At 55.1% G+C, this 22,072-nt stretch carries 18 protein-coding genes; 5 read left to right on the top strand and 13 right to left on the bottom strand.

Annotation, left to right across the window (positions count from 1 at the left end; genetic code table 11):
• Positions 1-13: 13 nt before the first annotated feature.
• The 6 genes from RHM61_RS02780 to RHM61_RS02755 all read right to left on the bottom strand — a co-directional run bounded on the left by RHM61_RS02780 (position 14) and on the right by RHM61_RS02755 (position 9,866).
• Positions 14-1,351, bottom strand: a complete 1,338-nt coding sequence (locus RHM61_RS02780; RefSeq protein WP_322249613.1) for an MFS transporter — start codon at positions 1,349-1,351, stop codon at positions 14-16.
• Positions 1,348-3,300: an alpha-amylase family glycosyl hydrolase gene (locus RHM61_RS02775; protein WP_322249612.1), complete on the bottom strand. Its 1,953-nt coding sequence runs from the start codon at positions 3,298-3,300 to the stop codon at positions 1,348-1,350. The genes RHM61_RS02780 and RHM61_RS02775 overlap by 4 nt, the downstream gene beginning before the upstream one ends.
• Before the next feature lie 97 nt (positions 3,301-3,397).
• Positions 3,398-5,701 (bottom strand): TonB-dependent siderophore receptor, encoded by a 2,304-nt coding sequence (locus RHM61_RS02770; RefSeq protein WP_322249611.1) that lies wholly within the window; start codon positions 5,699-5,701, stop codon positions 3,398-3,400.
• A 386-nt stretch (positions 5,702-6,087) separates the two neighbouring features.
• Positions 6,088-7,158: a LacI family DNA-binding transcriptional regulator gene (locus tag RHM61_RS02765; protein ID WP_322249610.1), complete on the bottom strand. Its 1,071-nt coding sequence runs from the start codon at positions 7,156-7,158 to the stop codon at positions 6,088-6,090.
• A gap of 4 nt (positions 7,159-7,162) precedes the next feature.
• Complete coding sequence (recQ, locus tag RHM61_RS02760; protein WP_322249608.1) at positions 7,163-9,001, bottom strand: DNA helicase RecQ; 1,839 nt, start codon at positions 8,999-9,001, stop codon at positions 7,163-7,165.
• 19 nt (positions 9,002-9,020) lie between these two features.
• Positions 9,021-9,866 (bottom strand): undecaprenyl-diphosphate phosphatase, encoded by an 846-nt coding sequence (locus RHM61_RS02755; RefSeq protein WP_322249606.1) that lies wholly within the window; start codon positions 9,864-9,866, stop codon positions 9,021-9,023.
• A 297-nt stretch (positions 9,867-10,163) separates the two neighbouring features.
• Here RHM61_RS02755 and RHM61_RS02750 point away from each other — a divergent pair, with 297 nt between their 5' ends.
• Positions 10,164-10,619, top strand: coding sequence for a hypothetical protein (locus RHM61_RS02750; RefSeq protein ID WP_322249605.1), 456 nt, complete (start codon positions 10,164-10,166; stop codon positions 10,617-10,619).
• 221 nt (positions 10,620-10,840) lie between these two features.
• Here RHM61_RS02750 and RHM61_RS02745 read toward each other — a convergent pair whose 3' ends face one another.
• A complete protein-coding gene (locus RHM61_RS02745; protein WP_322249604.1) occupies positions 10,841-11,119 on the bottom strand; it encodes a YkgJ family cysteine cluster protein in 279 nt (92 codons plus the stop codon).
• Between the two features lie 250 nt (positions 11,120-11,369).
• Between RHM61_RS02745 and RHM61_RS02740 the strand changes: the two genes are divergently transcribed.
• The 4 genes from RHM61_RS02740 to RHM61_RS02725 all read left to right on the top strand — a co-directional run bounded on the left by RHM61_RS02740 (position 11,370) and on the right by RHM61_RS02725 (position 14,467).
• Positions 11,370-12,023, top strand: a complete 654-nt coding sequence (locus tag RHM61_RS02740; protein ID WP_322249603.1) for a TetR/AcrR family transcriptional regulator — start codon at positions 11,370-11,372, stop codon at positions 12,021-12,023.
• 94 nt (positions 12,024-12,117) lie between these two features.
• Positions 12,118-12,768, top strand: a complete 651-nt coding sequence (locus RHM61_RS02735; RefSeq protein ID WP_322249602.1) for a protein-L-isoaspartate O-methyltransferase — start codon at positions 12,118-12,120, stop codon at positions 12,766-12,768.
• A gap of 21 nt (positions 12,769-12,789) precedes the next feature.
• Positions 12,790-13,113: a rhodanese-like domain-containing protein gene (locus RHM61_RS02730; RefSeq protein WP_322249601.1), complete on the top strand. Its 324-nt coding sequence runs from the start codon at positions 12,790-12,792 to the stop codon at positions 13,111-13,113.
• A gap of 25 nt (positions 13,114-13,138) precedes the next feature.
• Positions 13,139-14,467, top strand: coding sequence for a TolC family outer membrane protein (locus RHM61_RS02725; protein WP_322249600.1), 1,329 nt, complete (start codon positions 13,139-13,141; stop codon positions 14,465-14,467).
• 38 nt (positions 14,468-14,505) lie between these two features.
• On the opposite strand, the gene RHM61_RS02720 is transcribed toward RHM61_RS02725, so the two are convergent.
• The 6 genes from RHM61_RS02720 to RHM61_RS02695 all read right to left on the bottom strand — a co-directional run bounded on the left by RHM61_RS02720 (position 14,506) and on the right by RHM61_RS02695 (position 21,989).
• The gene (locus tag RHM61_RS02720; RefSeq protein WP_322249599.1) at positions 14,506-15,714 is read right to left on the bottom strand and encodes a DUF2252 domain-containing protein; all 1,209 of its coding nucleotides are present in this window, start codon (positions 15,712-15,714) and stop codon (positions 14,506-14,508) included.
• 31 nt (positions 15,715-15,745) lie between these two features.
• Positions 15,746-16,606 carry a polysaccharide deacetylase family protein gene (locus RHM61_RS02715; protein ID WP_322249598.1) on the bottom strand — a complete coding sequence of 287 codons (861 nt, stop codon included), beginning with the start codon at positions 16,604-16,606 and terminating at the stop codon, positions 15,746-15,748.
• Positions 16,607-16,687: 81 nt separating this feature from the next.
• A complete protein-coding gene (locus tag RHM61_RS02710; protein ID WP_322249597.1) occupies positions 16,688-17,563 on the bottom strand; it encodes a 2OG-Fe(II) oxygenase in 876 nt (291 codons plus the stop codon).
• A gap of 18 nt (positions 17,564-17,581) precedes the next feature.
• Positions 17,582-18,232, bottom strand: a complete 651-nt coding sequence (locus RHM61_RS02705) for a hypothetical protein (RefSeq protein ID WP_322249596.1) — start codon at positions 18,230-18,232, stop codon at positions 17,582-17,584.
• Positions 18,233-18,272: 40 nt separating this feature from the next.
• Positions 18,273-19,631 (bottom strand): cytochrome-c peroxidase, encoded by a 1,359-nt coding sequence (locus RHM61_RS02700; RefSeq protein ID WP_322249595.1) that lies wholly within the window; start codon positions 19,629-19,631, stop codon positions 18,273-18,275.
• Positions 19,632-19,697: 66 nt separating this feature from the next.
• A complete protein-coding gene (locus tag RHM61_RS02695; protein WP_322249594.1) occupies positions 19,698-21,989 on the bottom strand; it encodes a phosphoesterase in 2,292 nt (763 codons plus the stop codon).
• Between the last annotated feature and the right edge of the window lie 83 nt (positions 21,990-22,072).

Genomic DNA, 22,072 nt, shown 5'->3' with positions numbered 1-22,072 from the left:
CCGACAAGTGGCCTCAGATTTTTTTTGCCGGCAGCAGTTTCACCATACTCACTGCCACGGCCGCGCAGATTAGCAAGGCACCGGCCAAACGGATGACATTTTCCGGATTGCCACCCAGCCAAGCGTGGTAAATCAAGGGCAGGGTAAAAATTTGTATGATCATCGGGATAACGATGAACATATTGAAGATCCCCATATACACGCCGGTGCGTTGTTCCGGAATACAGCCGGCCAACATCACATACGGATTACCCATGATGCTGGCCCAGGCTAAACCTATGCCTAACATCGGCAGCCATAGCCAGAATGGCGTATGCAGCGAAGGAATGCTGAGCATGGCAAGGCCGGCCAGAACCAGGCACACCGCATGGGTGATTTTCGGGCCATATCTGCGGGTAAACGGTACCAAGGCGAAGGCGGCGACAAAGGCGACGAAATTATAGAAGGCCCCGATTTTACCGTTGAGCAGGCTGGCTTCGCGCAAACCGGCAGCGCCCGGCAGCGTACTGTCGAACAGGGTACGCCCGAGCGAGAGCACGATATATTGCCAGTAACAGAACATGCCATACCATTGAAACAGTTTGACCAGCGCCAGTTGTCGCATCGTTGGCGGCATCTCGAGGACGGCGCTGATGAGCTCGGTAGCGATGGCACGCCAACCGCGTGGCTGGCTTTGAATTGCTGCCAATTGCTGGGCATCGAGCGCAAGTTCCGGGGTCGTCTTCAGGCTCCACAGTATCGATGACAGCGAGAACACCGCACCGATTAAGAAGGCGCTGATGACGATGTAGGGAATCTGGTTGCCATTGACTGCATCCCGGCTCATACCGAACCAAACCAGCAGCGACGGGGTCAGGTAAGCCAGCGTCTGGCCCAAGCCGGTCATGGCGCTTTGTGTCAGAAAGCCGAGTGAGTGCTGGCTCGGTTCGAGGCGGTCGCTGACGAAGGCACGGTAAGGTTCCATGGTGACATTGTTGGCGGCATCGAGTATCCACAAAATACTGGCGGCCATCCACAAGCTGGAACTGAAAGGCATCAGCAGCAAACCGAGGCTGCACAAGATGGCACCGATCAAGAAATACGGCGTGCGCCGGCCCCAAGGACTGACCGTGCGGTCACTGAGCGCGCCTATCAGCGGTTGCACCAATAAGCCGGTGACTGGCCCGGCCAGCCACAGATAGGGCAGGCTGGCTTCATCGGCACCGAGATAGCTGTAAATCGGACTCATGCTGCTTTGTTGCAGACCAAAGCTGAACTGAATCCCGAAAAAGCCGATATTCATATTCAGTATCTGCCGAAAACTCAGCATTGGTTTGTGCGTCACGCGTTGCCAAGCGGAGCGGATAGTCATGCGATGGACTCCTGATGGTGAGGTAAGACCGGGACTGGCGTCAGCCACTGCTGCGACCAAGCTGCCAGCGTGATCTGGGTGCTCAGTTGCGTGTTGCTGAGCTGATCGAACCAAGCTTGCGCGGCATCTTGCGGCGGCAGCAGGGTAGCCAGATCGAGCACGCAGGCGTGTTCAGAAAAATTCGCCAGTAACAGCAGTACTTGGCTGCCTTCACCGCGCAACAAGGCCAAGATGGCCGGATTGGCGCAGCTTAGCAAGCGGCGCGGCTGGCGTGCTGCCAGTTGCGGCAATTGGCGGCGGGTGCGTAATAAATTCGATAAGGCCGTGAACATCGCACCGGCGTCGCTGCTGCGGTCATGGCGGCTGCGGTAGCTTTGCTCATCCCAGTGCGGTCGGTGCAGCCAGCGACTATCCAAGGCTTGCGCCGTCATATCGGCATACTGCGCATCATTATCTTGAGCGAATTCGTCGCCCATATAAAGCAAAGGCAGACCACCGAAATACAGACTCACGCCAAACAACAGCAACATGCGTGCGCGTGCGGCAGCGCGCTGCGCCGGGCTCGGTGTCAGACTGAGACTGCACAGCGCCGCCGCCATCCCGACCGTGCCGTGCACGGCTTGTGGATCGCTGGCTTGAAAGCTGGCGCCGCGCGCGCCACTGCCATCGGTACCGGCATAAAAACGGCTGATCGCTGCCAAGCGCGCGCCCCCATCGGCATTGAGTAAACTGGCTTCGGGACGCAATACATTCCAACCGATATCGTCATGGCAGCGCACATAGGTCAGCCAACTGGTCTTTGGCGGCAGTGCCGGCGTGGTGGCGATCACCGCCTGCAGCATGCTGGTGTCTTGTTCGGCCAGCGCCGCCCAAGATGCTGCCATCAAGGTGCTGTGATAAGCGATATGGCACTCTGGCTGTTGCGGGCCGCCTAAGTAGGCTGGCAAGTCGGCCGTCGGCACGATGGCTTCCGCTTTGAGTAATACCGCCGGCGCGACGATGGCTGTCAGTGCGCGCCAGACTTGCAGCAGCCAATGCGCTTCCGGCTGATTCATGCAATTGCTGCCTGCGCGCTTCCATAAAAACGCCGTGGAATCGAGTCGAAACACTTCGACGCCGCGGTTGGCCAAGCGCAGCATGGCGCTGCTCATCTCGGCAAACACGGCCGGATTGGCATAGTTCAAATCCCATTGATACGGATAAAAAGTGGTCCAGACCCAGGCTTGCATAGGCTCGATGTAACTGAAATTACCGGGAGCGACCAGCGGAAAAATTTGCGGCAACTGCGCTTCATACGCGTCGGGCAATTGACGATCGGGGAAATGATGAAAAAAGTCGCGGTAGTGCGGATCACCGGCTTTTGCCGCTTGCGCCCAGCGATGGTCGTCGGCCACATGATTGAGGATGAAATCGGCACACAGACTGATGCCGGCCGCGCGTAATTGCGCGCTCAACTGTTCCAGATCGGCATTCTGGCCTAAGGCTGCTTCGACTTGATCAAAGTCGGCCACCGCGAAACCACCGTCGTTTTCGCCGGCGCGGGCTTGTAAAAACGGCAGTAAGTGTAAATAGTTGACGCCCAGTTCTTGCAAGTGCGGAATGCGCGCCGATAAACCCGACAGCGTACCGCTGAAGCGATCAACATAGGCGCAATAGCCGAGCATGTTTTCACGTAAAAACCAGTCCGGCTCAGCCACCCGTTGTGCATCGTGGGCCAGCAATGCCGCTGGCCGCTGTGCCAGGGTTTCGCCTATGCTGCACAAAAAGCTGTCGAGCCAAGTTTGGTAGGCCGCTGCGTCGGCGAAGCTGCTGCCATACAGCGCCTGCAAGCGCGTCAGCAGATGGTCTGCATGTTGGTGAAAGCGCGCGCTGACGGACGCATGCAATGCCGCTGGCACGGCAGTCAGTAATTGGGACAGGCAACGATCGTGGAGCGAGCGAGAAAGCATGGTGGGTCGTGAAAATTAAGAAATTAAGGAGTGAAAGAAAACGCTGCCCTTGCTTTTACCAGCAAGGGCAGCCAACACTACGAGGAGATAAAGACAATCAGAACGCGTACTTTACAGTTGCTCTGAGGGTACGGCCGTTGATCGAGCGGGCGGCATGACCATCGCCCTCAACTTCGGTATAACCGATGGTGTTGAGCAGATTGTTCGCACTCAGGGACACTTGCAAGCGCTCAGTCGCTTGATAATTGATGAAGGTATTGAGCACTCGGAAGGCGTCTAAGGTGATGGTGTTGGCATCGTCGCCGAAGGATTTGCCGGTACCGATGACGCTGGCACCGATGACAGCATTGCCAAAGGTATAGGTCGGCGCAATTTGATAAATCACTTTAGCTTGGCGACGTGGCGCGTGACCGATGGTAGTCGGATCACTGGCAGCGACGATCTTGGCATCGGTATAGGTCAGGCCGCCGCTGACACGGAAGTCGCCGAGGCGATAGCTGGCTTCGATTTCCACACCCTTGGCATCATAACTGTTGGCGCTGAAAGACTGCGTGGTTGCTTCGTAATTCGATTCCGTAGTCTTGGCTTGGAACAGCGTGATGAAACTGCTGAAATTATCTCGCTTCCATTTCACACCAGCTTCATTTTGCTTGACGATATTGGTACTGATAGGAACGCTGCCGTCGAGTGGATTACCGAACATGATGCGGTCGGCATTGAAAGCGATACCGTCGCTGGTGCGGGCGAACAGCGCCAGATCCCGGTTCAAACGATAATTGGCACCGAAGGAGTACGAAGTATGGTTGACGCCGTAATCGATGTATTTGGCGTTGGCCGTTGAGTACAACTGCTTGACCGCTTGGTTATAAACCCCGCTGGCTTGCTGTTTGTCGTAACGCAGGCTGCCATCGAGATTCCAGTCGCCGCTTTCCCAGCCCAAATTGGTATAGAGCGCATTGGTTTTGTATTGCGCATCGATGACACGGTTACAGCAACCGCCGAACACGCTGGTGCCTTGCGCTAACAAACCCGGTGAGCCGGCAATGGTGGCGGCCGAATTGAGCAAGGCCGGTTTGTCACCGGTGGCTTGCAACAGGTATTGGTTGAAGTTCCAGGTCAAGCCGACATGTTGCAGCGAGCTGTAATAGCCGACCGTAGTCGCCAATTTGGCACCGGCCAGTTCAAACACTTTCGACAAACGTGCATCGTTGACGGTGCTGCCGAGATCATCGAGCGACACATTGAACACCGTTTCGGTGAAGGCTGCGCCGGTGTAGGCTTTGCCGGCATTCGGGCCGGTCGCGTAGCTCATGCCGCTTTGAACCGAGCCGTTATCGCCGGGGAACAGCGAAATAAAACGTCCGGTATTGGTCGACTTGCGGAATTTGTCATCGAACTTCCAGCCGTTGCCAACATCAAGCGAGGCTTCGGCACCGAAGGCATTATTCACCACATGCAAGCCATCATTGATATTAGTGGCGATTTTATTGTTGTTCTTGTCGAGCACCAGGTCAGGTGTCCAGTATGGCGAATAAAAGCTGGCAGTGCGCGGGTCCATGCCCGGCAAGGCGGAAATCGAGCCATTGACGGTTTTTACCGGCAGCGGCATATTCATCGGTGTTTTGTCGTCGAGATGTTTGACGCTCAGGCGGATATAGCCATTCTCGAGTTCTTGTGTGATATTGGCGCGCAACTGGCCGCCATCTTCGCCATTCATGCCGGCTGGGCGCGCGCCATCACCGGTGCGATAAAAACCGCCGACAAACATGCGTGTTTTAGCCGCGATGGCAGTGCCATAATCGAAGTCATAGCGGGTTTCATCGAAATTGACGCCCTTGGTAATGCCCAAGCTGCCGCCGTTTTCTTGGCCGGTTTTAGTGATGAAGTTGACGATGCCGCCTGGCGCATTGGTCGCCATGGTCGAAGCCGTCCCGCCGCGTACGAATTCCAAATGACTGAGGCCGCCATCAGCACGCAAGAACATATCGGGCGTGGCAAAGGCGATATCGCCGAATTGCAGCAGTGGCAAACCATCTTCTTGAAATTGTACATACCGTGCGCCGCCGGCCGAGATGGGTACGCCGCGCACCGTCAGGTTGGCATTGCCTTCACCACCCGAGGATTCAGCGCGCACGCCTGGTACCGAGCGCAGAATTTCAGCCGCATTAGTTGGCGCCGCCTGGGCGATTTGGTCGGCATCGAGCGAGCTGATCGAAACGCTGGCTTTCATCTTCGAGGTACGGATGGCGGTACCGGTGACGATGACAGAATTGAGGTTGAGCGAATTTTTGTCGTTCTCGACCGGGACCGCAGCTTGTTGAGCCAAGGCCGAACTCATTTGGAATACTGCCAGCGATACCAAGCTGGCGATACGGGTTAATTGGGGTGTCGATGTGGGCATGAGAGTCTCCGTGTTCAGTTTTATATGCAACCGATTGTAATTTGTGTGTTTGAGTCAGTTTGATCGCGGCCTGTACATTGCAGGTGAGACAGATTATCAGGCAGAGGAAAAGTTATTGCAATCGATTGCAATAATGCGATGCAGCAAATCTCCTGCGTTCGCGCTTGATCCGGTTAAATTTACTGAAAGCTCGAGTTGGTAGACTACACTGAGAGGGCGGAGGGGGTCGAAAATACTGTTTGAATTATGCAACAAATGCTCGCGGCAACAAGGAATTGCTGTGATGCAGCATTATTTTGTGCTGAAAATGGTATCAAACAGAGTTGATTAAGAGTGAATTGCAATCGATTGTAGCCATGGTTTTCACCTGTCCGCGTGATATGGTCCTAAGCGCAGGCTCGGCTACTGTCGCGTATCACCAGCTCGGTAGCCAGCAAGCACGGCGCACTGCCGCGTTGCTCGGCCAAGGCCAGCACGGCGCTGACCAAGGCGGTACCGGCAACGGCGATGGTTTGTCGCACCGTTGTCAGTGGTGGGTGAAAGTAGCGCGCTAATTCGATATCGTCAAAACCAACCACCGCGACATCATCTGGCACACGGAAGTGTTTGTCGCGGAGCGAATTGATGGCCGTCATTGCCAGCAAATCACTGCAAGCGAACAGAGCATCGAAGGCCACGCCGCTGCCGCACAGTTGCTCTACTGCAAGGCGGCCGGCATCGGCGGTAAACGAGGCGGCAATCAGCAATTGCGGCTCGGTAGTGAGGCCGGCGGCACTGAGTGCCTGACAATAACCGGCATAGCGTTGCGCCACTTCGGGCAAACGGATATCACCGAAAAAAGCGATGCGTCGGCGGCCGCTGTCGATTAAATGGCGAGTCGCCAAAGCGCCGCCGCTGACATTATCGCTGCCTACCGTGACATACAATTGCTGCGGCAATTGCGCCCCCCAGACCACCACGGGTACATGGCGTGCCGCCAATTGATTCAATTGATCGTGATGGCGCCACTGGCCGATGAGGATGATGCCGAGTGCGCGGCCGGTATCGTAAATTTGCGCCACGCTGTCGAGCCGTTCGGCATCGACGCGCGTAAGCAGCATATCGAAACCGCGTTCAGTCAGCGCATCAGCCAAACTGCCCAGCATGCTGAGAAAAAACGGATCAGACAAATGTTGGCGCTGTTCGCTTTCATACGGTACCACCACGGCCACGGTGCGGCTTTGCTTGAGACGTAAATTTTGTGCACCGATATTGATTGCATAGTTGAGCGAGCGTGCCAGTTCAGCCACGCGCACACGCGTTTCTTCATTTACCAGCGGGCTGCCACTCAAGGCGCGCGACACGGTCGAGGTCGAGACGCCAGCGAGCCTGGCAATATCGGCCATTTGCAGGCGGCGTTGTTGTTTGCTGTCCGCTGGCACGGTGCTCAAGGCGGCAGCGCTAAGATGAGCTTCCATGATCTTAACGCCCGAGCAACTGGGCGATCAAGCTCAGAATTTCGGCACCATAGCTCTCGAGCTTCTTATCACCGACGCCGGAAATCGCGCGCAGATCGGCCAGCGAGGGCGGTGCCTGTCGGGCGATTTCACGCAGCGTCGCATCGGGAAAAATCACATAGGCCGGCACATTGTGGGTGCGCGCCGTTTCGACGCGCCACCAGCGTAATTTATCGAACAAGACCTGTTCATCATTAGATAATTCACTCTCGGAAAAATCTTTAGCCGACTGCCGTTTATGCTTGACAGCCTTCTCGGCTTTTTTATACTGGCGCAGTTGTACTTTCAATTCGCCGCGCAACACGGCGCGTGACTGCTCGGTCAGTTTGAGCGAACTGTAATTTTCATAATCGACCGCCAGCAAACCGAGCGCGATCAATTGCCGCAACAGGGCGCGCCACTCGGCTTCACTTTTATCGGAACCGATGCCGAAGGTGGAGAGTTGCGCGTGGCGCCATTGCTGCACCCGTTCGGTATCGATGCCGCGCAAAATATCGATCACATGACCGGCGGCAAAGCGCTGGTCGACCCGATACACGGTAGAGAGAATTTTTTGCGCTGCCACACTGCCATCGAACGAGGTCGGCGGCGTGATGCAGGTATCGCAATTGCCGCAAGCTTGCGAGGCTTGGCCAAAGTAATCGAGCAATTGCACACGCCGACAATTGAGCGTTTCGCACAAGGCCAGCATGGCATCGAGTTTTACGCCCAGTACACGCTTATGCGTTTCGTCGGCTTCTGATTCATCGATCATGCGGCGTTGTTGCACCACATCTTGCAAACCGTAAGCCATCCAGGCATTGGCAGCCGCACCATCGCGACCGGCACGACCGGTTTCCTGATAGTAGCCTTCCACGCTTTTCGGTAAATCGAGATGGGCCACGAAGCGCACGTCGGGCTTGTCTATCCCCATGCCAAAGGCAATCGTGGCGCACATGACGATGCCTTCTTCGCGCAAGAAACGCGCTTGATTGCGGCTGCGTAATTGCATCTCCATGCCGGCGTGATAAGGCAGTGCCGTGATGCCGTGTTCATTGAGAAATTCGGCCGTTTCTTCGACTTTTTTACGCGACAGGCAATACACAATGCCGGCGTCGCCATTGTGTTGGGCTTCGATGAAATCGAGTAATTGTTTGCGCCCGTTGGCTTTTTCGACGATTTGATAGCGAATATTGGGACGGTCGAAGGACGACACGAATTGCAGGGCATTTTCGAGCTGCAGCCGATGAATGATTTCATCGCGCGTTTGCTGATCAGCTGTTGCAGTGAGGGCAATCCGCGGCACATGTGGAAAGCGCTCGTGCAAGGCCGACAGGCGGATGTATTCTGGCCGGAAATCATGACCCCATTGCGATACGCAATGTGCTTCATCGATCGCAAACAAGGCGATGTCGATGACTTGCAGCAGTTCCATGCAACGCTGCGTCAGCAAACGTTCCGGCGCAATATAGACCAGATCGAGTTCGCCTTCGCGCATTTTCTTTTCGACCGCGAGAATTTGCTCAAAACTTTGCGTGGAATTGAGGAAGGCGGCGCGCACGCCGACTTCATCGAGTGCATCGACTTGGTCTTGCATGAGAGCGATCAGCGGCGAGACCACGATGCCGACGCCCTTGCGTACCAAGGCAGGAATTTGGTAGCACAGCGATTTGCCGCCGCCAGTAGGCATGAGCACGAGCGCGTCGCCACCATGGACGACGTGTTCGACAATTTGGCCTTGCTGCAAGCGGAAGGCCGGATAACCGAATACCGTTTGCAACAAGTGCAAGGCTTCGGCAACGGTATCGGGCGCGGTTTCGTTCATGCGATTCAGTGACACAGAATTAATCAACCCAAGCGATGGTACCAGTGTAAGCAGTCACTAATATCATAATCCCGAATGCGATGCGATACCATGCGAAAACATTAAAATTATGCGAGCTGATATAGCGCAGCAGCCAACGCACACAGAAAAATGCGGAAATGAAGGCGGCGACGGTACCTAAACTGAACATCGGCAAATCGGCCATCGACAATTCATTACGCGCTTTATACAGCGAATACACAGTCGCGCCGAGCAGAGTAGGAATGGCCAAAAAGAAGGAAAACTCGGTGGCTGCCTTGCGCGATAAACCGAACAACATGCCGCCGATAATCGTGGCACCGGAACGGCTGGTTCCTGGAATCAAAGCCAACGATTGGGCCAGACCGATTTTGAGGGCATCGAGCATGCTCATATCATCGACGCTCTTGATGCGCGCATGACTGTCATCGCTGACATCGACCTGCTGATGCTTGCGTTCCACCCACAGTATGATCAAACCACCGATGATGAAGGCCAAAGCCACGGGAACCGGCGCAAACAAGACCGCTTTAATACTCCTGGAAAACAGCACACCGAGCACGGCCGCCGGCAAGAACGCGACAATCAGATTGAGCATGAATTTGCGCGCTTTGGGATCGCTGCCCAAACCACCGAGCACACTGGCGATCTTGGCGCGGTATTCCCAGCACACGGCGAAAATCGCACCGGCCTGTATCACGATTTCAAATACTTTCTGTGTTTCGCCAGTGAAGTTGAGCAAGCTGCCGGTCAAAATCAAATGCCCGGTTGAGGAGATAGGCAGAAATTCCGTCAAGCCTTCGACGATGCCCATAATGATCGTTTTAATTGCCAGTAATAAGTCCATGGTATGCCGTTAAATGAGAAAGTGGAGGTGGTTTCGAACGGCACGAAGCTTACCATGCGGGCTCGTTGCGGGCTTGGCTTTTTGCCGGAACGGCAAGCAGCGTTCGGCGGCGGATTATGTACTATTTGGTCTAAGCCAGCAATTCTCCTGCGTGGATGGACGAAAGGTACTGTTTTTCAGTACCTTTTAGTTTTCAATTGAGAACTTTGTTTATTCTCGCAATACTGTATCAGTGCTGATTCTGCTCGTATCTGCGTCCAGTCGCCAGCTCGTTTTGCTTACCGGAGGAGAAACACCATGAGCACCGTACCGACTATCGCCAGCCGCGCATTGCCTGCGCAACACGAATATTTCGCCGATTTTGAAGAAAGCGCCAAAATCGCCGCGCGTGTACCGACGCGCATGGGCATGTATCAATTTACCGTGGTGCCGTTTCAAGCTGCCAAGGGCGTATTGATGGAAGTCGAACGCCATGGTCAACGCATCATCTCGGCGCACTTGCCGGCGGTATTTTCACGCGGGGAACTGCTTTCGGCCAGCTTACGCATACGCGATGCCGAATACCTGCTGGTAGCGGCCAATTCCGCCTCGAAGATGGTGGCCAGCGGTAAGCGTTGGTTTGGTATTTTTCGTGCCGATGGTAAAAAAGTCTATGCCAATTGCTTCGAACAACATCTGACGCGCATCATGCCGCATGAGGATGGTGTCACCATGCAGTTTCTGAATGGTGACAGTATGCGTATCAAGCTATAAGTGACAGGCGCGCTGCGCTTGAGCTGATATTTCAGCGTGGTCCACTGGCGGCCGCTAATTTAAAGCGCTCGAGCATGAAATCGACCGGTGCCGGTTCTGCGGATAAGTGACTGAAAAGTGATCGCGCGGTCCGCTTCAAATATTTGCTCCAGTGCTTGCCGACACGCTTGCCAATATCGTTCGCCCTCGTTGCTCAGGCTCCTAGCGTTTGATGGATCAGCTCACCGCAGCCGGGGGGCCAGCTTATCCGGCCTGGTGGCAAATTCCAACTCGTCCAACCAGCGTAGCGCCTGTTCTCGGTTGTTACCGCACATATCGGCGGCTGGCTGCAATCCGGCACAAAATGCCGGCCGCTCCGGCCGGCCAAAAATGCGGCAGCGCATATCGTCGCCCAACTGTATGCAGCGGATGCCGGCCGGCTTTCCATTGGGCATCCCGGGGATGGGACTGGTGATTGATGGGGCGATGCAACAGGCACCGCAGTGGTCGCGACAATTCATGGCGTTTCTTTCGTCAATATTCTGTTATCTGCGACATAGCGTTTCCGCTTGATCGGCCATGCTGTCATTTCAGCTGCTTGTTTCAGCAATTCATCACATCATTCTGGCTTTGCCGCGCTGTTTTCGCGATCATGCATAGCAATGGGCGCTTGACGCTGCCTGAGTAGCGGATTATATTACTGACTCTAGAGTAAGTTATTCTCACCGGCACGAGCCGGAAAGCTATTTGGTTAATCAGGTTATTGTTATTATGTCATGTCCATTCAAACCCAAATGGGAGCGCCGCAAACAAGCGCGGCCTCAGGAATTGTTGGCAGCGGCCCTCGATTTGTTTGTCGAACGCGGCTTTGCAGCGACCCGACTCGATGATGTCGCACGCGCTGCCGGTGTTTCCAAGGGCACGCTGTATTTGTATTTTTCGAGTAAAGAAGATTTGTTCAAGGCCGTGGTTCGTGAAAGTATCGTACCGAGCATAGGCCGGGCCGAAGGCATCATAGACGAATTTACCGGCAGCACGGAAGCCTTATTTCGGCTGGTGGCAATGAGTTGGTGGACTGATATCGGGGCCACCAAGCTTTCCGGCCTGCCGAAGCTGATGATGGCCGAAGAAGGAAACTTCCCGGAACTGGCTAACTTTTATCAGGACGAAGTGGTCAGTCGCGGTGAAAAGCTGGTCGCCAGCATACTCGCACGCGGCATGGCACGCAGCGAAATTCGGACTGTCAATTTGGAAATTGACACGCGTTTGCTGGTCGCGCCGATGATCATGATGATGATGTGGAAACATTCGAGTGGAATGTGTCAAGTGCCGGCAGCACAACTCGGCACCTACCTCGAGCACTACATAGAGATGGCTTTGCATGGCTTGTTGATCAAGCCGACCGCCTCTACCGCTGCGAATTGATCGTCAGTGCTAAAAACAGCGCGGTATTTCTTAATCGTGGCACCGGCATTTGTTAAAATGCGGGTTCCCATAATTTTTGCAATCGAGTGAAGACATGAATATCGAAAAAGCCCGCTTCAACATGATAGAACAGCAAATCCGTCCGTGGAACGTGTTGGACAAGGCTATTCTGGACATGCTGATTGTTGTGAAACGTGAAAATTATTTCCCGCAGGATCAGAAAAGCCTGGCTTTCTTCGATACTGAATTACCCCTGCCTGGTACGGCGGTGGCGATGAGCCCGAAGATGGAAGCGCGTTTCGTCGAAGAACTCGACGTGGTCAAGACCGACAAAGTACTGCTCATCGGTGCTGCATCCGGTTACTTGGCTGCCTTGCTGGCCCATTTGACCCAGCATGTGACGGTACTCGAAGCCGTACCGGCCCTGAAAGAATTGGCTGAGCATAATCTGCATGCCGATGGCGTGCGCAATGTCAGTGTCATACTCGCCGATGGCTTGTCGACCCAACAAAGCGGCAAATATGATGTCATCGCGATAGCCGGTGCCATCGATGCCGTACCGGCGCATCTGCGTGAGCAGTTACAGGTCGGCGGTCGTTTGTTGGCCGTGACCGGCGTCTTGCCAATGATGCATGCGCAATTAACTACCCGTGTCAGCGCCACCGAGTTTGCTACCCGTATTGTGTTCGATACCGTCTTGCCTGCGCTGTCGGGATCGGTGCCAGCCGCAGCTTTCTCGTTCTGAACCTTGCAGGAGTTATCGCATATGCAAACTATCTCTGCGGCTGAACTCGCACTCTGGCTGACCGACTCGGCCAAGCCGGCACCGTTACTGCTCGATGTGCGGGAACCTTGGGAACACGAGACCTGTCACATAGGCGGCGTGCTGCTTATACCGATGCACGATGTGCCCGCGCGTTTCAATGAGCTCGATGCCGATCGCCCGATTGTCTGTGTGTGCCACCATGGCGCACGCAGCATGCAAGTGGCAAATTTTCTCGAACGTCAGGGGTTTTCCCAGGTGATCAATCTGAGTGGTGGTGTCCATGCTTGGGCTACTCAGGTCGATCCTCAGATGCCGACTTATTAACTCATACCATCCTTCGGAGCGTTCAATGCGTAATCCTGTTCTCGCCAGCTTGCTTGCCGCTGCGTTTTTTGCTTTTCCTGCCCATGCTGCCGATTTGTTGCAGACTTACCAAGATGCGCTTGCCAATGATGCCCAGTATGCCAGCGCACGTGCGGCGCAAGTGGCGGGAATGGAAAAGAGCGTACAGGGGCGCGCCGGTTTGCTGCCCAGCATAGGATTGAGTGGCACTGACACGATTTCACGGACTCGCAATGAACTCGACTTGCCCGGCTATGGCAATGGCGTAGCGCGCAATTCCGTCAACACCGTGACGCTGGCATTGACGCAGCCACTGTTTCGTTGGGCTAACTGGCAGCAATACGAACAGGGTAAGTTATCGGTCGTCGCCAGTGATGCTGTGTTTGCACAAGCACGTCAAGACTTGATCGTGCGCGTGTCGCAAGCATATTTTGATGTTTTGACGGCGCAAGACAACTTGCTCACCTTACAAGCGCAAAAGCTGGCGATTTCCGAACAGTTGGCCTCGGCCAAGCGCAATTTTGATGTCGGTACTTCGACCATCACCGATACCCACGAAGCCCAAGCGCGCTATGATTTGATCGTGGCGCAGGAATTTGCCGGACAAAGCGATTTGCAAGTTAAACGCTCGGCACTGCAGCAAATCATCGGCAAGGAAAGCGGTGAATTGGCCATGTTGAAACCTGGCATACAGTTAGCGCCGCCGCAGCCGCAACGGATCGAAGATTGGGTGAGTTCGGCCGAAGCACAGAATTTCTCGGTGGTCGCCTCGCAAGTGAGTGTCGAAATTGCCAAGCGTGAAATCGAGCGCAATCGCGCCGGCCATTATCCTACCGTTGATCTGGTCGCCAGCACTGGGCGCAATTCTTCCGGCGGTGCGTCTGGCGTCTCCAGCACCGGTGTGAGCAATCCGAGCGCCATCGGCGTGCAGTGGAATATCCCGCTGTTTGCCGGGTTTGCCGTCAGCAGCAGAGTTAACGAAGCGATAGCCCTGACCGATAAAGCGCGTAATGATTTTGAAACGGCGCGGCGCGTTGCGGCACTCGGCGCGCGCCAAGCCTATGTTGGTGTCACCAGCGGCTTGGCTCAGGTGAAGGCCTACGAGGCGGCAGAAATTTCCAGCCAATCGGCACTCGACTCGAACAAGCTCGGTTATCAGGTCGGCGTGCGCATCAATATCGATGTGCTCAATGCCCAGCAACAGTTATATACCACCCGCCAAACCTTGGCCAAGGCACGTTACGATACCGTGATGAGCGGCTTGCGCTTGAAAGCCGCGGCCGGCATTCTCAAAGAAGCCGATCTCGATGAGATCAACGCCATGCTGCAGCACTGATAAGCAGTAGGGAGTGCCGCTGACGGCGCTCCCCTTGTTCAGCTTGGCAAGCTGAAATCGCCTCGCTGATACGCCTTGCAATAGGTTTTCCAATCTTCTTGTACTTGTTTGGCGCACTCGCGGCTGCGTTTGAGCAGTGGTTTGCTCCAACTCTGGTCGGCAGCATGCGCGATCAAGGCATCGGCATTGGCCGAGCCGGAACGGCCGGCACTGCGTAACTGCGCCGAAGCGACTACTATGCCCATCACGCCTATGGCTTGTTTTAAATCGGCATAAGAACTGGCCGAACTATCGAGATTGATGCGGTCTTCGGCTGGTTGCAAAGCGCGCAGCAAATACGATTGGCCGTCGATTTGCACATCCTGCAAAAACGCCATCGACATCGCTTGCATGCGTTTTTGTATCGTCACCACGCGCTCGGCTTCGGATTTCCACTGCGGTTGTGGGGTGTCTAAAAATGGAATTAACGAGGAGGGTAATGCCTGTTTCAGGTCGAGCAGGTAATTGCCGTTGGTGCCGCCTTTACCATGTACCAGAATGATGTAGCGCTCGACGCCGAGGCTGCCGTTGCCGGCCACCCGACGCGCGATGTCGAGCGGTTTGAAGAATTTCTTATCGCTTTGGGTCAGTGCGAATGCTTTTAGAAAACGCGTCACTTTGGCAGCTTGCTTAGCACTTACAGCCAGCGCTTTTTTACCATCGATGCGCAGCCGTCGTTGGCCGTTTTCAAAATAACTGCGGCGGTCGAGAAAATCGCTGCGTTGGCGGAATTTTAATTCGCTGAGCAAATTGCGCACCAAGCCTTGCGCGGTTTCGCGCTCGATCCAATAGGCTTTGCCCTGACTGAGAATCTGCCGATAATGCAGCAAAAATTCTTCCGCTAACTCGCGCGCTTCGGGTGCGCTGACGGCCATGCTGTCGGCCGCCACCTGTATGCTGGTTAATAGCCGCAGCAATTCCCAATTCAGCGGTGCCAGCACGGCTTCATCGAAATCATTGAGATCAAAATAGGCCAAGCGGTTATCGGCTTTATAGCTGCCGAAATTTTCCAAGTGCAGGTCGCCCATGCACCAAGTCAGCGGCACCGGTGCCAGCTTGGCCGCGGCGGCCAGACGGGCGTAAAACAGATGGCAGGTGGCACGCAAAAAAACAAACGGCGAAGTAGTCATATTGTGATACTTCATCGCCAGACGTTCCGCTTCACGCTTGCGGTTGAAGTCCAGTATGACGGCGCAGATATCGATCATGGGGTAGCCTCAATCAGAGTTAGGGTTGGGGTCAGCGGAAGTACTTCTCGAAGCTGGGTTCGGCCAGGCTCTTGAAAACATAGCCTTCCTCGAGCAGACGGCGAATGATGTCATCGATTTGTTTGAGCGTGGATGGATGAATTTCATGCATCAATACGATACCACCATTATGCGCATGCACGGCCGATATCACATGCTCTTGATAATTGCTGCGGTTTTGTGCTGAGACGCCGCAGCTCAGTGCTTCCTTCAGGTCGACCGAACCCTTACGCTCGAAGGCCCAGTCGCAGGAATCGACGTGCCAGCCGATGATGTGCTGATTGATCGATTTCAGTAACTGATTCGCGGCGCAGGTAGAATTTCCATACGGGTAGCGAAACAATTGGGCGGTATTGAAAGCCTTGGTTTCGGCATAATTTTTCAGAATTTCTTCACTCTGCTGGTCAGTAGAAATATCATGAAAATTCGGATGACTCCATGAATGCTGGCCGATCACGCCATAGCCGGAATCTTGTACCAGCTTCAGCAGCTCAGGGTGGGCACGGACTTTTTCACCGATCATGAAAAATGTGGCGGGAATCTGGTACTTCTTGAGTATCGTTAAAATAAATTCGGTTTGTAGCGGTTCGGGCCCATCATCGAAAGTCAGGGCAATTTGTTTGGGCGGCGGTGCCAGCGAAATTTCGGATTCAAAGCGGCAGCTTTGCTTGAGCGTTTCTTCATCGGTGCTCAGGCGTTCCGTGAGCTTATTGATGTGGTGGCGGCGAATCGCGGCCGTATCTTCGCTGTGCAGTGCCGCACTCGGTTCGGCTGCGCTGGCGGCATGCGCCGACGAGGACAGCAACAGGGTGACGCTGAGTAGCGGCAAGCAAAGACGATTTAAGCGTAACATAGGTCAGTAGCGAGGTGGATTCATAGGTCGCCATTATCACCAGTTTTTCACCCCGCCGGGGTGAGAATTTTTACGCTGTGCTCAGGCTGAAACAAAGGCTTTTTCGCGCATCCACTTGGTCGCCACCCATTTTTCGCCGGCTTGTACCGGGCTGCTCGCATGCAGCGAGCGGTAATCGAGCGTGCCGTCGGCAGCGACATATTCGAAGTATAGGGCATTGCCAGGTATCGGCGCGATACGCCAGTCGGTTTCGGGAAACACCGTTTCGCCGCCAGCCTCGACTTCATTCAGATAGCACACCAGCGTGCTGCAGCGTTGCCCGCTGCGCGCCAGCGAAGCGCGCACGGCATCTGTTTCCGGCAGCAGAAAATCATAATGCGGGGCGCTGCCGGCACCGTTCGGGTAATACAAAATTTGTATCCCTTCGCCATTTTCCAGTGGTAAATTCATGATCTCGGCCAGGCGTCGATCCAGCCCGGCGATGAAGGGATTTTCCTTGAGCCGAAAGAACATGCCCTGACTGCTGCGGGTAGGGCTGATGATGTCGGCACCGCTGTGGCGGTCGACGATGGTCGAGGCATGCAAACGCGGCCGCGCCAAGGCGATCAGTTCGGCGCATTCGGCCGCGCTCAGTACATTGCTCAGTAAGGCCAGCGCCGGCCTGGCGGCGCGGGCCGTGACCGTGATCCGGCGGTCATGCGTGTTGATTACATGCGTAGCTGGCAAATGCACGAGCGCGTCGGTATCGACGCCGACATGCAGCGGCACCTGCTGCAAGGGCAGAGCATGGCCGTTACGACGCGCCTTGACAAAGGCGGCCATGATAGCTTGCGCGGCAGCGGCTTCCATCTGTTGCGCTTGCATGACTTCGATCAGCTGAGTCGGCGTGTGGCCACTATCGAGATGGGCCGTGATCCAGCTGCCCAGTTCGGGTGAAAAATTGACGACGGTATGCATACTTAGGCCAGACTCCGCTTATAAATCGACCGCCACCCAAGCTGTGGGCGTGAGTTTGAAACTTTCTTGTAATTGCATGCTGCCGGCACCGTTGATGACGCGTGCCAGCATCGGGAATACCTTTTGAATCTCCGCATCCTTGACCCAGTCGGCGGCGCTGACGCGATAAGTGTAATTGACCACGACCATTTTCTCACTGCCGCTGCTGCTGACGGCTTGCCAGTCAACAACGCGATCGAGCGTTAGTTTCGCTGCGCATAAATCGCCGTTGGCAGTTTTGCTGCTGCCATCGGATTTCATGCTGCGCATCGGTTTGCTCAGATAAAATTCGCGTCCACGTGCGCTCAACTCATAGCGGTGTACCAGCATTTCGGCACTGCGGTCTTCGTCGCTGCTGATCACTTTGGCCACCGAAGATTTTACCAAGCCTAGGCGTTCGAGTACAGGCATTTGCAGGGCATTCCGCGCACCGAGATCGATTTCCTTTTGCGTGACATCGATGGGCCAGGTATTTTTTGCCAGACACAGATCGCCGCGTTGCGCCAGATAGGCTTGCATGCCGACTTGCAGATTTTCGCGATTGAGTTCGGTTTGGCCGCTGCAGGCCGACAGCACACTCAGTGCCGCGGTGACGCATAGGGTAGGAAGCAGTTTTTTCATGTTGAACATAATGGTCTTCAATATTTTAAAATGACGCAATGTGGCGCGCTTATTGGCAGGCTGCGTTGTTGGTCGGACTGCCGGCTTGATAGCCATCGTTCAGCGTGCCGAGAAAGCAGGCCAAGTCGGCCAGGTCTTGGTCTGACATCGGCGGCTTGCTGCCGGCTTTACGTCCGTCCAGTGGCAACTGGGTATCGATATTCGCGCGATACCGAGCCGGTAAATCATCGTATTTACTGACAGTGCCACCGCTGTACTGGGTGGTGATCAAACCGTAGTTCGGAAAGTTGGCGCTCGGGGTTTTCAAGGCCGTGCCGCCGATGGTCGGGTACCAGATCTCAGGATTGGTATCGCGGGTATTATAAAACTGCAGTACCTGCAGCAAAGAAGTCAGTACGCCGTTATGGAAAAACACTTGGCGTGTGCTGACATTACGCAGCGTCGGTGTTTTAAACATGCCGCAATAAGCATTGGCGCTGTTGGCCGTGGCGGGCAAATGGTCGCGCCGGAACGGGCCGCAAATGCCTTCATCGATGAAGCTCGGGTCCAGATTGACTGCGTTGGCACGGTTGCGCGGCACGCCGATGGCTGCATAGGAAAAATCGGTGAACAGACCGGAGCTGCCTTCGCGTCCGGCACCTTGATAATGACAGGAAGCGCAATTGCCGGTGTTCGGGTCGGAAAAAATTTTCAATCCGCGTGCCTCGGCAGCGCTGAAGGTGCCGCCGAGCTTATTCGATGCATGTAAATCGAATTTGCTGCTGTATGGATGAAAGCTGCTGTCTTCCAATTGAAATGCTTGCAAAGCCAATGTGGCATTGTTAAAGGCGGCCTTGCTGTCGGCGAAGGCATCGGTCCCGAAGGCGGCGGTAAACAGTGCAGCATAGCTGGCAGTTTTCAATTTGGCGACCACGGCGTCGCCACTGGCATTGGCCATTTCGGCCGCATTGAGCAAGGGAATGGCGGCTTGTGCCGCCAAACTGTCGACCCGGCCGTCTTGGGTAAACCCGCCGCCCGGTCCGGGCGCGCTGATGCCATCGGGATTGTCGAGCAGATCGGCATAGGCCGGTGTCACGTCTTTATAACGCAAGGATGGCGCAGCGCGGCTGCCGGGCTGATCGAGCGCGATACCGCCTAATTGCACCGCCAACTTATTCGGCGGACCATACGCGAAATTCGGATCGTGGCAGGTGGCGCACGACATCTTGCCGGAACCCGAGAGGTTCTGGTCAAAAAATATTTTTTGTCCGACCAAGGCTGCGGCACTGAGCTTGCTCACGCTGGCACTGACGTTGTTGCTGGTAGCGACGGTGTCGCCGACTTTGTTCGGGCCGCCGCAGGCACACAGCGCCAGAGTTAACAAACTGACGAACACGTGGCGGACGGGGAGGCAGAAAGAGTTATGCATAGTCGATCAAATCAAGCTGCCGGCGCGTGCAATGCAGCACGCCGGCAGGGGTAAGGCGGGGAGGGCTTATTTCAAAGCCCAGACACTGGTTTGGTTGACGTCGGCACCGGTTTGTGCCGGTGTCGTGACGTCAGCGGTTTGCTTTTGTACATAGGTCGCCGGAATCACGAAGGCGTGATTGATCGGACGAACCGAGTCAAAGTGGGTATCGGCGCTGCCTGTATATTCCGGCAAATTGAGGATGTTAGCCGAGATGAATTTTTCCGTGTACTTGGAACGATTCATATAGCTCGCATCATTGACCGGATCGGCCAGGCCGAACATGTCTTGCAAGGTGCGCACGAAGGAGAAGTGGCTGTAGGCATCGCTGTCGGCAATTCCCTTCGGTGCTTTGGCTTGGTTGTTGAGTATGCCGAACACACTTTGACCGTGGCCACGATTCCCCTTGCTGTAGTTGTTGATGCTGCTGTCGACCGACCAACTGCCATCAGCATTTTGCTTGAGCGGATTAGCGACGGTACTGTTGGCGACATTCCAGCCGCAGCAGGAATTGAGACCAGTGGTGGCATTACCTTCATCGAACATCAAGACGATGGCGACGCGTTTTTGCGGGTTAGTCCACAACGGTGAAGCTTGGATTTTCTTCACCAAACCATCGATGAAATTATCGCCGCGGGTGATGATCGCGCCGCCGGTGGCAACGGCGACGTTGTTGGCAACACTGGAGCAATCACTGGCCGAGGTGACCACGCCATTGAGCGTGCCTTTGATGGTGATGCCATGCATGTCGTCGCACTGATCGGGCATGATGAAGTTGATGCTGCCGACATTACCAGATAGCAAATCTGTACCGAATTGATCGGCATTGTAATTGGCCGGAATCGCATAGGCACTGCCGTTTTTCAAAACAGCATCCCACTGACCGCCACCCATGGTGCGGTTACTGTATTTCCATTCCGGGGCACTGCGCACATTTTGATACGCCATGCCTGGATGATGCTTGGTTTTGTACAGGCCGGCCGGCATGGACAGTGTTAATGCGGCGTTACCGATGGTGCTGGTATTGCCGCCCAGAGTGCCCGGTGCATAGACATGATCGGTGGCGATCACGGCGGCGTCAGCCACGCTGTCGGTACGTAAATCTTGGCCCGGATTGGTCGACTCGTTATAGGTTCTCCAGCTCAAGCCGACCTTGCTGAGAGCATTGAACAAATTCGCTTTGCCGACAATATTGTGATTGACCGCCGCTACTTGGGTACAAGTCGAGGCAAACGGCGAGCTGGCTAAGCCAGGCTGGGTATTGTCCGGTACCGGCGTGTCTTGTACCGCATTGGCACCGGTGGCGTCGCAATTCCATTGGCTGTCATCGGCGATACCGAAATCATCGGCGCCACCGAGTGCGGTGTAGTTCGGCTCACTTGGGTAGCCGGTTGCATAGTAGCTGGTCAATTGATTGCCAGCTTGCAAATAGCCGTTGATTTTCGGTGCGAATGGCGAATTCAAAATCGATGAAGTCGCTTTATTTTCCAGCATGACAATGAAAATATGATCGTAACGTGGCACGCCTTCGACGTTGAACGCGGCTTGCTGCGATTGTAAGAAAGTGATCGGTGCGCGCGTATCGGCCGTATTGGCTGTGATGGCCGTGACATTGCCCAAACCTTTCAGGCGCGGATCGCCACCCGGTACCGCCAGCGCATCGGGAAACAAATCACCGCGGTCGAGCTTGGTGATGGCGTAGGCGAAGCGATTGCTCAAAGTGTTGGCTTCGCTCAGCAAGGCGGCTTGGGTCGTGCCGGTAGCGCTGTTGACGTCGCTCAGAACGGCTGTTACTGCCACGCCGAGACGGGTCGCGAGATTTTGTTTTTCGACTGCATAGGTGCTGCCATTGGCTTCACTCATGCGTGTCACTTCCGACGACAGCGAGCTGATCACGATGCCGGTGCCAGCTTGTTCGGCGACTTGATCGATCGAGACACGGAACACATTGCGGCTGGCTAATTTAGCGCCGCTGGCGCTGTTAGTTGCACTGGTACCGAGGTCGGCGATCAGCGCAGCATTGGCTGGCAGAGTAATTGAGAAATTACCGTTGGCATCGGTGCTGACCGGATTTTCGCTGCTGTCGCATTTGCCATTGTTATTGGCGTCGACGCAGACCAGTGCCGCTTGATGGTAACCGGCCTTGATGGTCGGGTCGGTAGCTGAACCGGCGATCAAGGCGCTGGCTGTGACCACGCCCTTAAGGATGACAGTCGGAGCGCTGACGGTGGAGCTGCCGGAACAAGCAGACAGCAAAGCGGCCGCTGCGGCGATCGCACTGAGAGAAAAATGCATTGATGCGTTTTTCGAATTAGACATGGAATAATCCTGTAGCAAGGTTGGATGTCGACAGACAACGGTGCAATCGCAGCGCCAAATCGTTTTGGGCTAAAAATCACAGT

Origin of the sequence: Undibacterium sp. CCC3.4, assembly GCF_034347425.1 — a bacterium.
In the GTDB taxonomy this organism is placed as follows: domain Bacteria; phylum Pseudomonadota; class Gammaproteobacteria; order Burkholderiales; family Burkholderiaceae_D; genus Undibacterium.
Note: the sequence above shows the minus strand (reverse complement) of the source record. Positions and strands in the feature narration are given on the sequence as shown.